Below are 12,643 nucleotides of genomic sequence, written 5' to 3' on the forward strand. Positions count from 1 at the left end.
GATAAACACGGCAGGAAGTTGCTGGTTTTGCTGCAATTTATATACAAAAATTGTTTTGTTAAACTAGGATAGCGGCTCAATCAGACAGACACGGCTATGGAAAAAAAGAGCGTTTCAGTGCTAAAGGGATGATTGACAGTAAATTCTTCCTATGGTATGATTTATAAAAATTAAATACGTTTAATCTCTTATCCAGAGAGGTCGAGGGACTGGCCCGATGACACCCGGCAACCGGCAGCAATGCAGTGGTGCTAAATCCAGCAGGATAAAAATTTCCTGGAAGATGAGAGGAATGTGGTAGCTGTTGCAAACCCCTTCCTTGAAGGGGTTTTTTGTTTGCCGGCTGGATAAGGTTAAACCATGAACTTGGGAGGACTATATGGAATTTTGTTCTAAAGTAGCGCATGTTGGTCTCTGTACCGATGAAAAAACCGGTGCAATCAGCACACCTGTTTATCAAACGGCAACCTTTCGTCATCCCGGGTTAGGACAAAGCACCGGCTTCGACTATTCACGCACGCAGAATCCAACGCGCAAAGTGCTGGAGGAAGCTGTAGCCGACCTGGAAAATGGCGCTGCCGGTTTTGCATTTTCTTCCGGTATGGCGGCAGTATCCGGTGTTTTGATGATTTACAGCAGCGGTGATCATTTGGTAGTGGTGGAAGATTGCTATGGCGGCACATACCGTATACTGGATAAGGTATTCGCCAGGTTCGGCATTACGACAACTTTTGTTGACTCCAGTGATTTGGACGAAATAGCCCAGGCGGTCACCGGCAATACCAAGGCCATCCTTGTGGAAACTCCGACAAATCCGTTAATGAAAATAGCTGATATCCGGCAGATTGCCCAGTTGGCTCGCCGGCATAACCTGCACTGCATCGTCGATAATACGTTTTTGACCCCTTATTACCAGCGTCCGCTTGAATTGGGCGCCGATATCGTGATCCACAGCGGAACCAAGTACTTATCCGGTCATAACGACGTATTGTGCGGTATTGTTGTTGCCCGTGATGCGGAGTTGGCTGAAAAAATACGGTTTATTCAAAACGCCACCGGTGCCGTGCTGGGACCTCAAGACAGCTGGCTGTTGCTCAGAGGCATGAAAACACTGGCGCTCAGAATGGACCGGCATAATGAGAATGCAGGCAAGGTAGCCCAGTGGCTGACCACTCATCCGAAAGTGGAGCAGGTTTATTATCCGGGGCTAAGCAGCCATCCAGGACGGGAAATTCAGGAATCTCAGGCTTCCGGCTATGGCGGGATGCTGTCATTTACGGTAACTGATCAGGCACTGGTGCCGCAGGTATTGGCGAAGGTAAAACTATTACAGTTTGCAGAAAGTTTAGGCGGCGTAGAATCCCTTATTACTTTTCCGGCAGCGCAGACCCATGCCGATATTCCGGCGGACATCCGGGCAAGGCTCGGGATATCCGAATGTTTGTTGCGGCTTTCCGTAGGAATTGAGCATGTCGACGATATTATTCAGGATTTGGAACAAGCTCTCGGTTAAGTAAAAAATGTCTTTTAATGGATTGACGATTTATTGTATTTGTGGTAATATTTGATCATAATAACAATATTGTTCGGCCGATCAGACAACTGAAGGCTAAGGGTGCTTTACTAAAGCTGCCTTTAGCCTTTTTGTTATATGTTGGCAACTATAAAGGATATCATAAGGAGGGTCTTATATGTCACGTATTGCTCAGAACTTAACGGATCTTATCGGTAACACCCCTTTGCTGGAAGTTCGTAATTATAATGCAGAGGAAAAGCTTGAGGCCAAGCTTGTTGCCAAATTGGAATATTTTAATCCGCTCAGCAGCGTAAAGGACCGTATTGGCTACGCGATGATCAAGGATGCAGAAGACCGAGGCGTTATTAATAAGGATACGGTAATTATTGAACCGACCAGCGGCAATACTGGTATTGCGCTTGCTTTTGTGGCCGCAGCCCGGGGCTATAAGCTGATTCTGACCATGCCTGATACGATGAGCGTAGAACGGCGTAATCTACTGAAAGCATTAGGGGCTGAATTGGTGTTGACTCCCGGTGCGGAAGGCATGAAAGGCGCTATCCGCAAAGCAGAAGAATTAGCTGCCTCTACAGCCAATTCGTATCTGCCTCAGCAATTTAACAATCCTGCTAATCCGGAAATTCACAGAAAAACTACTGCTGAAGAAATCTGGCGCGATACAGATGGCAAAGTGGACGTTTTTATTGCCGGTGTAGGCACAGGCGGAACGGTAACTGGTGTCGGTGAAGTCTTGAAACGGTACAATCCCAATGTTAAAATCGTCGCTGTAGAGCCAGCTGATTCTCCGGTGCTTTCCGGTGGCAACCCTGGCCCGCACAAAATTCAGGGGATTGGGGCAGGCTTTGTTCCCCAGGTTATCAATACGGCTATCATTGATGAAATTTTTAAAGTAAAAAACGAGGAAGCCTTTACTGCTGCCCGCAATCTTGCCAAACGGGAAGGCTTGCTTGTAGGGATTTCCAGCGGAGCGGCAGCTTTTGCAGCCACGGAAATCGCCAAACGCCCTGAGAACAAAGGCAAAACCATTGTTGTACTGCTGCCTGATACCGGTGAGAGATATCTGTCCACCGTTCTTTTTGAAACAAACTAAGAAATTGCAGCTTTTCAAAATGAGGGCTAAGCAACCGTTATAAGGCTGCTTAGCCTTTTGCGTGAATAACACAATGGGATTTTTTTATTGACATGGCCGTCTTCCCATGCTAATATCAAAATCAATAATTAAATAGAAAACTCTTATCGAGAGTGGTCGAGGGAATGGCCCGATGACACCCGGCAACCGGCAGCAATGCAGTGGTGCTAAATCCAGCAGAACGGAAGCGTTCTGGAAGATGAGAGGAAAGAATATGGTTTTTTTGAACCCCTTTCCTCGGAAAGGGGTTTTACTATTGGTTATAGCGAGTATGCAGGTGAGAGGAGAAGATATGAGAAGGCGTAAGCATATGAAGGTGATTACCGTTGCCGATAAAGAACAGCCTCTGCTCCTGGACTGCGGTATGATGCTGCCCGAAATTCAGGCTGCCTATGAAACCTACGGCAAATTATCTCCAGCCCGTGACAACGTTGTTTTGGTTGTTCACGCTTTAACCGGAGACAGTCACCCGGCGGCCCATGACCGGGATGATGAAATAGGCTGGTGGGAACCGCTGGTCGGTCCAGGCTGTCCCATTGATACGAATATTTTTTATGTCATTTGTTCCAATGTGCTGGGCGGTTGTCAGGGGACAACCGGACCTGCTTCCATCAATCCTGACACCGGGCATCCGTACGGAGCATGTTTTCCGCAAATTACGATCCGTGATATGGTGCGCGTGCAAAAACGATTGCTTGATAAACTAGGAATTGAACGGTTAGTTTTGGTTATCGGCGGTTCAATGGGAGGGATGCAGGCGCTGGAGTGGGCGGTTACTTATCCGGATATGATGGATGGTGCTGCCGTGATTGCCGCGCCCGGTCATACAACACCTCAGGCTATTGCCTATAATGTTGTCGGCCGCAGGGCGGTTATGCTTGATCCGGCCTGGCAGGAAGGAAATTATTACGGTTCGCAGGGGCCGGCAGAAGGGCTTGCTATTGCCAGGGCATTAGGAATGATCACTTATCAAAGTGATGCTTCCATGACGGAGAAATTTGGCCGTAAACGGCGGAATGATCAGTTTGAAATTGAAAACTATCTCGACTACCAGGGAGGCAGCCTGGTAAAGCGCTTTGATGCCAATGCGTACTTGTACCTGTTGAAGGCCTTGGATCTGCACGATGTGAGCAGGGGGTACGCTTCCTACCAGGCGGCGCTGCGGCGGGTAAAAGCCAGGGTGCTGGTGATTGGTGTCAGCTCCGATATTTTATATCCTCCTTACCAGCAGCAGCAATTGGTAAAAGAGCTGAAAGCGGCAGGAGTCCGGGCCGAATACAGCGAGATTGAGAGCTGTCACGGTCATGACGGTTTTCTCATTGATTTTCCTGTTTTGCGGCCAATGGTTGACCGCTTTATCCGTTCTATACTGCCGACACCGGCCCTGCTGACCCGCCATTCCCTGTTTCGCCCCGCTGATTTGGCCTACTTAGGAGCCAGACTGGTGACAGAAATATAACAATACTCGATATTAAAAAAACTGAGGTGCTATTATGCAAAGATTGAAGAATTATGCTTCTCACAAAGCCAGCCAGTTTACGGAATCCGTTATCCGCGAAATGTCACGCATTGCTGCCCAGCACAATGCCATTAATCTGGCGCAGGGCTTTCCTGATTTTCCTGCTCCAGACGCTATTAAAGAAGCAGCTGTAAAAGCGATTTACAGCGATGAAAATCAATATGCCATTACCTGGGGAACAAAAGGTCTGCGAGATGCTATCGCCTGGAAGACCCAGAAAGATTACGGCTTCGCTGTTGATCCCGAAACCCAGCTGACCGTCTGCTGCGGCTCCACCGAAGGAATGATTGCCACTTTGCTGGCAACTGTCAATCCCGGCGAAGAAGTCATTATTTTTGAACCCTTCTACGAAAACTATGGAGCCGATGTAATTCTCTGCGGTGCGCAGCCCCGGTATATCCAACTAAAAGCTCCGGACTTTAGCTTTGACTATGATGAGCTTGCCGCGCTGTTTTCTGATAAGACACGGGCAATTATCATTAACACACCTAATAACCCGACAGGTAAAGTGTTTACCGGAGAAGAACTGAACTTTATTGCCGAACTCTGCGTGAAGCATGATGTATTAGCGATTACTGATGAAATCTATGAGCATATTTTATATGACGGTGCAAAACATATTTCCATGTGGACCCTGCCCGGAATGGCTGACAGAACAATTATTGTAAACGGTATTTCCAAGACTTACAGCGTTACAGGGTGGCGGATTGGTTATGTTCTGGCCCCGCCGGATATTTCCCAGGCAATACGGAAAGTTCATGATTTCCTTACAGTTGGAGCTGCTGCGCCGCTGCAGGTTGCTGCAGGCGAAGCAATGCGCTTCGGTCCCGAATATTATGAAGAGCTGGCAGATTTTTACCGGGTTCGCCGTGATTTTCTGTTTACTGTTCTGGAGAATGCCGGCTTTAGCTGCATTAAACCTCAGGGTGCCTATTACATCATGGCTGGCTTTGAAAAATTTGACTGGCAGGATGACGTTGAGTTTTCCCGCTATCTGACCCGGGATATTGGTGTTGCCGTAGTACCTGGTTCCAGCTTTTACCGGGAAACAACACCGGAAGCCAGTAAATATGTCCGTTTTTGCTTTTGCAAGCAATTCAAGACACTGGAAGCGGCTGCTGAACGTATTGGCAAGCTGACACAATTTGTAAAATAACGGCGCTTTTTCCTTGACCTTTACCAGACGCTGTGATACTATAAAGCAAATCAATTGTAAAAATGAGAAATAGGTACTAGCTGATTAGATATCTAAAGGCTAAGATTCCCGTAAGGGCGTCTTAGCCTTTTATTTTGGTGTAAGGGCTGACTGAAAGAAACAGAGGCCGGATTATTGCCCCGTTGACAGGGGGCAATAATCCGGCCTTTAGTAAGCAGAGGAGGGTGAGTCATGTTGATGATTATTGGTGCAGACCATTTAGGCGGCATTGAAAAGAATTTATATCATCACGGTTTTACGGATATCGAGCATATCCGGGGGAGAAATGTGAACGACCGCAAGAAGATTAATATTCCCTCCAATACGGCACTGATTGTAGTGCTTACCGATTATATCAATCACATGACAGCCAGATGTATCAAGGAGCAGGCTAAGGCGCAAGGTGTCCCCATGGTTTTTGCCAAACGGTCATGGTGCTTTCTCTCCAGGGAATTATCCCGCTGCGGGGCAATTTAGCTGCTTATATTTCAACCAGTATCAGCCTGAGTCCCAGCCCAAACAAAGCCAAGGCCAGCAGCATTAAAATGGAGCGCGATTTTACTTTTACTGACAGGCGAGCGCCGAACTGGGCACCGATGATTGCGCCAAAGCCGATGAACAGCGCTGGACCTACGAGAATATTCTGGGCCAGGTAATGCGAGATTACGCCAAAGAAGCTGGAAATAGCCAGCACGCAGTGCGAAGTAGCTGTTGCAATATGGGTGGGAAAGCCTAGGAAATAGACCATTGCCGGTACGTGAATAACACCGCCGCCTATTCCGAAGACGCTGGAGATAAAGCCGATAGCGACACTAAGCAATACCCCGCCGGTGCGGTTGTAGGTAAAAGTATCCTTGTCAAACTCGGCTGCATCCTGTTTTGGCGAGGAGCGCAGAAACATAATGATCGCAAGACCGACTAACAGCAGCCCAAAGGCTATACGAAAGCTGGTGCCGGTGAAGTACTCGGCAAGATAGCCACCGGCAAGAGCTCCCGGGATAGTTGCCAGGCTGAAGCGAATAACGGCATCATAATACACCTTTTTTTGCCGGATGTAGGCAATGGATCCGGACAGTGCATTGAGAAAAACGATTGTCAGTGAAGTACCGACAGCATATTGGGGAGTCCAGTGAAAGGCAAGTAAAAAGAGGGGAACAAAAATAACCCCGCCGCCGACACCGATTAATGTACCAAATGCGCCGACGGTGAACCCCATAGCAAGAAACAGCAAACTGGATGTTATCATTTTGACCTCCTTGAGGTAGTTATTTTATGCAGTAATTTTAATGGTAGTATTAATCATACTCTTTTGCTTTAGCGCTATCAATAGACTTAAGGAAGTTTTCCAGCTTTTTATTTGCTATCCCTCTGGCGGACGAGTTCGGATTTGGCTGCAGCTGAATATACTGATGGTAAGTAGTTTTAGCTAGCCGAGGTGGTAAATATGAAAAGATATTCCCATTTTCGCGAAATGGTTGTTGGCGTAAATACGCGGGTCCCGCTGGAGAGCGGCGAGTATGTTACGGCAATTAACTTTGATAACGCTGCTACAACTCCGCCCTTTTGTTCTGTCATGCAGGCAATTATGGAATTTGCCCCCTGGTATTCTTCCGTTCACCGGGGCAAAGGTCATAAGTCTGTTTTTTCCTCGGAACTATATGAAGAGAGCAGGCAGGTAATCAAGCAGTTTGTTGGTGCCGACCAAACGAAAGAAGTTATTTTCACCAAAAATACAACAGAATCGATTAATATCCTTGCTTATTTACTGCAGGGAGATGCTAAAAAACAAGTAGTCTTGTCCACCGATATGGAGCATCTTGCCAATGATCTGCCCTGGCGGGAGCATTTTACGATTGACTATGTGAAAATTAAAGAAGACGGACAGCTGTCACTCACTGATTTAAAAGAAAAGCTGATCAAATATCAGGGTAAGGTGAAGCTGGTAACAGTAACTGGAGCCTCGAATGTGACGGGATATATTAATCCTGTTTATAAGATTGCCGAACTGGCGCATAAATATGGAGCCCAAATTCTCGTTGACGGTGCTCAACTGGTTCCCCATGCGCCGTTTGATATGAAGCCTTCCAATGCAGCCGATCATATCGATTATCTGGTTTTTTCCGGCCATAAGCTGTATGCTCCCTTTGGAGCAGGAGTGCTGATAGGACCGCTGGAAGATTTCGCTGCGGGAAATCCGGTTTATAAAGGGGGTGGCGCGGTAGGTCTGGTATCCCATGACTTTGTTGAATGGGATAATCCGCCTAACCGCTATGAAGCGGGTACGCCCAATATGATGGGCGTAGTGGCTATGACTGCCGCCATTCAAACGTTACAATCCATTAACTGTGGAGTTGTCCATGAATATGAAAAGAATTTAATTGACTATGCGATAAAAGGGCTGCAGTGTATACCGGATATCCAGTTGTTTTGTTGTGCTGACGGCAATGAAGAGCGGGTAAGTCTGGTATCCTTTGCAGTTGACGGCCTGTATCACAGTATCGTTGCCGCCATTTTAGCCCAGGAGGCAGGGATTGCTGCCAGGAGCGGCCTGTTTTGCGCTCACCCGTATGTGGAAAAATTATTAAAAATGTCGGATAAGGAATTAGCGCACTATCATGAAAATGTAGATGTCCTTGTGCCTGGTTTGGTAAGAATCAGTTTCGGCTTGTATAATACCCGCGAGGAGATCGATGTCATGCTTGATCTGCTGACAAGAGTGTCGCGCAATAAGAACTATTATAAGAACAAATATAAAAATGAAGCCCGCAATGGCGGGGAGGAACAAACCCATTTCTTATGGTTTTGTTAGAAATCCGGCTTGACTGCTGACCGCTTTTATGGTTAAATAAATACAACGTATTTTGAGCTGATTGGAAAAACCAAAGGCCAAAGTGTTTCGACACTTTGGCTTTTTTATTTTTTGGAGGTGTCGTACATGAAGTGGCAGCAGGATATAAGCAAATTAAATAATGTGGAAAAAATAAAACTGGAAAAAGACGGTCTGGATGTAATTCATGATATTGAGCGATATGCTGAGCTGGGCTTTGCCGCTATTGACCCTGCTGATTTCGACCGGCTGAAGTGGTACGGTTTATACGTGCAGCGTCCGAAGAGCGAGGGTCTTTTTATGCTGAGAGTCAAGCTGCCCGGCGGTGGTCTGACTGCCGGGCAGGCCAGGGCAGTAGCAGCTATAGCCAAAGATTACACACAGGACCGGCTGGCGATTACCACCAGGCAGTCCCTGCAGTTTCATGGGTTAAAGGTAGAGTTTCTGCCGGATATATTCGGACGCCTGAATGAGGTCGGCCTTAGCGTGGTAGAAGCGGCCGGCGACTGCCCCCGCAATATTGTCAGCACTCCGCTCGCTGGGATTGATAAAGATGAAGTATTGGACCCCCGTCCATTAATCACAGAGCTGAATCAGTTCTTCGAAGGCAACCGTGAGTTTTCCAATCTGCCGCGCAAATTTAAAATTGCGATAACCGGCAGTGTCGATAATTCGATTTTTGCCCAAATTAATGACTTAGCCTTTGTGCCGGCAGTGAAAGAAATAGAGGGCCAATCTGTGCTGGGCTTTCATGTACTGGCAGGCGGCGGTTTATCTGCCAAGCCGGCCTTAGCGATTAAGCTGGATGTGTTTGTCCGTCCTGAGCAGGTGCTGCTTGTTGCCAGTGCTACTGCTGCGCTTTTCCGGGATTATGGTTATCGGGAAAGCCGTCATCACGCCCGGCTGAAATATCTCATACAGGACTGGGGAAAAGAAAAATTTACGGCAGAGCTGCTGGCTCTTACAGGTCCTTTGCATACACCCGGGGAGGAACCGGCCGCCAAATCAGCTGAGGGGCTTTTTTATGGAATTCATCAGCAGAAGCAGCCGGGGCTAAATTACGCAGGCCTTGCGATTCCGGCAGGGCAGCTTACTGCGGAAGAATTGACGGACTTAGCTGGTATTGCCGAAATTTATGGTGACGGTACCTTGCGAACAGTCAATTCGCAAAATCTCGTCATTGCCAATATTCCGGATGAGAAGCTGCAGCGATTGTCGGCAGAAGAACTGATAAGCCGCTTTGCGACTCCGGAAATTGTTCATGCTCCTGCCGTTATTTCCTGTACAGGAACGGAGTTTTGTCCGCTCGGATTAGTTCGCACGAAACATTTGGTAAGTCCTATTGAGGCCTATGTAAAACAAAAAGGGCTAGACAATCTGCCTGTCAGCATTCATATCAGTGGCTGCATTAATTCCTGCGGTCAGCACCAGATAGCAGATATCGGCCTGCAGGGTGTACTCAGCAGGCAAGGCGACAACGTAAGTGAAGCTTTTGAAATTTGGCTTGCAGGTTCCCTGGCAGGACCGGGCAAGCTTGGTACTAAGCTAAAAGGAGCTGTTCCCTCTGAACAGCTACCGCAGGTTCTTGGCCGGTTCCTGGAACATGTTCAAACTACGCGGCAACCGGCAGAAGCTTTTGACGATTATGTGCGCCGGCAAGGAATTGAGCATTTGCAGCACGTACTGGATAAAATTAAAGAAATCGGCTGATTAGAGAGACTGAAGGCCGGAGAACAAGCGCCATGTTAGAAAGCAGGCACTTGTTCTCCGGCTTTTTTCTATATAAAGATTTTGCTTGGAGGTGTTGGCGGGCAATACGTAACTGGCATGAAAGTCTAATTTTAAAAGTATTGAGGAGAGTGTAAGAATGAAACAATATGCCAAAATAATGTCTTTATTCATCCTACTTGTATTTAGTGTCGCCTTAGCTGGTTGCGGATCTGCGGAAAAGACGCCAAAGGCTGATAAAACCCCGACAAAACTGACCTTTGGTGTTGCCCCTGGACCTTATGGAGATATGATCCGCTATGCCATTAAACCTGGACTGGAGAAAAAAGGCTATACGGTTGAGCTAAAAGAGTTCAGTGATTATGTACAGCCAAATCTGGCCTTAAATAACAAAGAACTGGATGCGAATCTGTTCCAGCACCGTCCTTATCTGGAAAAATTTTCGGCGGATAAAGGCTTAAAACTTTCGCCGGTTATCAATGTTCCCACAGCCGGTCTTGGTGTATACTCCCGCAAAATTCAGGCTGCCAATACGGATGAACTGAAAAAGCTGATCAAACCAGGCGATGAAATTACGCTTGCCAACGATCCGACTAATCTAGCCAGAGCGCTACAGCTTTTAGCCAAGCATGGTCTAATCACCATTAAAGCTGATATTGACCAGACAAAGGCATCGGAGAAAGATATTGTCCAAAACCCGTACGGGCTGAAGGTATCACCTTTAGAGGCAGCCCAACTGCCCCGTTCCTTAGACAGTGTGGCTCTTTCGGTAGTAAACGGCAATTTTGCCATTGCTGCAGGCATTCCTTTGTCCTCGGCTATTATCAAGGAAGAACTTGCCGAACCGATTAAGAATCTGGTGGCGGTTCGTACCGAAGATCTGGATAAGCAATTTGTCAAAGATATTAAGGAAGTTATTGAATCGGAAGATTTTAAAAAGGCGATTGAAGATCCGAAATATCCCTTTAAAGATTTCCAAAAACCCGATTGGTATAAGACCAAATGGAATGTAAAGTAATTGCAACCCAATAAAAGGAGGCAGCAATGATCCACTTACAAGCAATTTCTGTTACCTTTGGCGAGCATATCAGAACTGTCTCTGCAGTGAAGCAGGTATCGCTGAAAATTGAACAAGGTGAGATATTCGGTATTGTCGGAACAAGCGGAGCAGGGAAAAGCACCCTGCTCCGCACCATTAACCTGCTGCAGCGCCCCACTTCCGGCCAAGTCGTGATTGATGGAACCGATATAACCGGCTACAGCGGCGAAAAGCTGCGCAATGTACGCTTGCAAATGGGGATGATCTTTCAGCACTTTAATCTCATCCATACTAAATCCGTTTTTGACAATGTGGCTTTTACGTTAAAGGCGGCAGGCAAGAGCAAACAGGAAATACAGGAGCGAGTTCCCAAACTGCTTGAACTGGTAGGGCTTGCCGACAAATCGGCAGCATATCCCGGTCAGTTAAGCGGTGGTCAGAAGCAGCGTGTCGGTATTGCCCGGGCCCTGGCCAATGATCCGAAAATTTTACTGTGCGATGAACCCACATCAGCCCTTGATCTGGAGACAACCAATTCGATTTTGGAATTATTGAAGGATATAAACAAAAAGACCGGGATCACGATGGTGCTTATAACGCATGAAATGACAGTTGTGAAGAAAATTTGTGACCGGGTAGCGGTAATGAGCCAGGGTCAGGTAGTGGAAAATGACACCGTTCTGAATATATTTGCCAATCCGCAGGCGGATTTTACGCAACAGCTTATTCGCCACTCCAGCGATTTTGCCATACCGGAGAGGCTGCTTGCTAAGCTTACCGGCAAAGTATTGAAAATCATTTACCGCGGTGAAGGTGCAGAAACTCCGGTCATTTCTGATGCGGCGCAAAAGTTTCCCGTAGCAATCAATATTCTGCATGGCAAGATTGAATATATTACCGACCTGCCGCTGGGTGTCCTGCTTGTGAATATTAATGGGACAGCACCGGCAGTGGAAGAGGCAATCCGGTATATTGAAGCCCGTGTGGATCATGTCGAGGTGACATATGGATAATGTTTTTTTCAGCGATCTCAGCAAGGCCTTTGGTGAAACGTTTTATATGGTGGGGATAGCGCTGGCGCTGTCGATCATCATTGGTGTTCCATTAGGGTTGGTGTTATACATAACCGATAAAGGGTTGTTTGCCGAGAATCGTCTGGTAAATGTCGTCGGCGGTCTGGCAATTAACGTGGTTCGTTCAACGCCCTTTGTTATTTTGCTGGTGCTTGTCCTACCGATCACACAAAAGCTGATTGGAACAACAATCGGCCCAATTGCGGCTGCAGTTCCGTTGTCCATTGCTTCAGTAGCGTTTTATGCGCGCCTGGTGCAAGGCTCTTTGTGGGAAGTGGATAAAGGGGTGATTGAAGCAGCCATTTCAATGGGAGCATCTCCCTGGATGATTATAAAGGATGTATTGCTTTCCGAGAGCCTGCCTGGTTTACTGAGAGGTTTGACAATCACCGCCGTCAGCCTGATCGGCTATTCGGCAATGGCCGGCATAGTCGGCGGCGGCGGCGTGGGGGATTTGGCTATCCGCTTTGGCTACTACCGCTACCAGACGGATGTGATGCTGCTGACTGTTGTTATATTGGTCGTACTAGTGCAGCTGGTACAAAGCATCGGGGATTACTCTGCCAAGAAATATGAACGGTAATAATGTGAGGGAG

Annotated in this window: 11 protein-coding genes and 2 riboswitches; of the genes, 10 read left to right on the forward strand and 1 reads right to left on the reverse strand. The window is 47.3% G+C overall.

What is annotated here, in order from left to right; all coding sequences use genetic code 11:
• The first annotated feature begins 185 nt into the window (after positions 1 to 185).
• Positions 186 to 290, forward strand: a riboswitch (SAM riboswitch).
• 89 nt (positions 291 to 379) lie between these two features.
• From EV210_RS05305 to EV210_RS05325, 5 genes are all read left to right on the forward strand, one after another.
• Positions 380 to 1,513, forward strand: a complete 1,134-nt coding sequence (locus EV210_RS05305; RefSeq protein WP_132076722.1) for a trans-sulfuration enzyme family protein — start codon at positions 380 to 382, stop codon at positions 1,511 to 1,513.
• A 178-nt stretch (positions 1,514 to 1,691) separates the two neighbouring features.
• Positions 1,692 to 2,627 (forward strand): cysteine synthase A, encoded by a 936-nt coding sequence (cysK, locus tag EV210_RS05310; RefSeq protein WP_132076725.1) that lies wholly within the window; start codon positions 1,692 to 1,694, stop codon positions 2,625 to 2,627.
• A gap of 140 nt (positions 2,628 to 2,767) precedes the next feature.
• Positions 2,768 to 2,872, forward strand: a riboswitch (SAM riboswitch).
• 86 nt (positions 2,873 to 2,958) lie between these two features.
• Positions 2,959 to 4,125, forward strand: coding sequence for a homoserine O-acetyltransferase MetX (metX, locus tag EV210_RS05315; protein WP_132076728.1), 1,167 nt, complete (start codon positions 2,959 to 2,961; stop codon positions 4,123 to 4,125).
• Positions 4,126 to 4,159: 34 nt separating this feature from the next.
• Entirely contained in the window at positions 4,160 to 5,341 is a 1,182-nt protein-coding gene (locus EV210_RS05320; protein WP_132076731.1) for a pyridoxal phosphate-dependent aminotransferase, read from the forward strand.
• Positions 5,342 to 5,572: 231 nt separating this feature from the next.
• The gene (locus EV210_RS05325; protein WP_132076734.1) at positions 5,573 to 5,857 is read left to right on the forward strand and encodes a DUF2325 domain-containing protein; all 285 of its coding nucleotides are present in this window, start codon (positions 5,573 to 5,575) and stop codon (positions 5,855 to 5,857) included.
• A gap of 4 nt (positions 5,858 to 5,861) precedes the next feature.
• On the opposite strand, the gene EV210_RS05330 is transcribed toward EV210_RS05325, so the two are convergent.
• Positions 5,862 to 6,626 (reverse strand): sulfite exporter TauE/SafE family protein, encoded by a 765-nt coding sequence (locus EV210_RS05330; RefSeq protein ID WP_132076737.1) that lies wholly within the window; start codon positions 6,624 to 6,626, stop codon positions 5,862 to 5,864.
• Between the two features lie 198 nt (positions 6,627 to 6,824).
• Here EV210_RS05330 and EV210_RS05335 point away from each other — a divergent pair, with 198 nt between their 5' ends.
• The 5 genes from EV210_RS05335 to EV210_RS05355 all read left to right on the forward strand — a co-directional run bounded on the left by EV210_RS05335 (position 6,825) and on the right by EV210_RS05355 (position 12,630).
• A complete protein-coding gene (locus tag EV210_RS05335; protein ID WP_132076740.1) occupies positions 6,825 to 8,189 on the forward strand; it encodes an aminotransferase class V-fold PLP-dependent enzyme in 1,365 nt (454 codons plus the stop codon).
• Between the two features lie 126 nt (positions 8,190 to 8,315).
• Positions 8,316 to 9,917: a nitrite/sulfite reductase gene (locus tag EV210_RS05340; protein WP_132076743.1), complete on the forward strand. Its 1,602-nt coding sequence runs from the start codon at positions 8,316 to 8,318 to the stop codon at positions 9,915 to 9,917.
• Between the two features lie 157 nt (positions 9,918 to 10,074).
• On the forward strand, positions 10,075 to 10,953 hold the full coding sequence (locus EV210_RS05345) for a MetQ/NlpA family ABC transporter substrate-binding protein (protein WP_207900660.1): 879 nt from the start codon (positions 10,075 to 10,077) through the stop codon (positions 10,951 to 10,953).
• A gap of 26 nt (positions 10,954 to 10,979) precedes the next feature.
• The gene (locus EV210_RS05350; protein WP_132076746.1) at positions 10,980 to 11,987 is read left to right on the forward strand and encodes a methionine ABC transporter ATP-binding protein; all 1,008 of its coding nucleotides are present in this window, start codon (positions 10,980 to 10,982) and stop codon (positions 11,985 to 11,987) included.
• Complete coding sequence (locus EV210_RS05355) at positions 11,980 to 12,630, forward strand: methionine ABC transporter permease (RefSeq protein ID WP_132076749.1); 651 nt, start codon at positions 11,980 to 11,982, stop codon at positions 12,628 to 12,630. The genes EV210_RS05350 and EV210_RS05355 overlap by 8 nt, the downstream gene beginning before the upstream one ends.
• The last annotated feature ends 13 nt before the right edge of the window (positions 12,631 to 12,643 follow it).

Source organism: Anaerospora hongkongensis (assembly GCF_004339805.1).
Taxonomy (GTDB): domain Bacteria; phylum Bacillota; class Negativicutes; order Sporomusales; family DSM-15969; genus Anaerospora; species Anaerospora hongkongensis.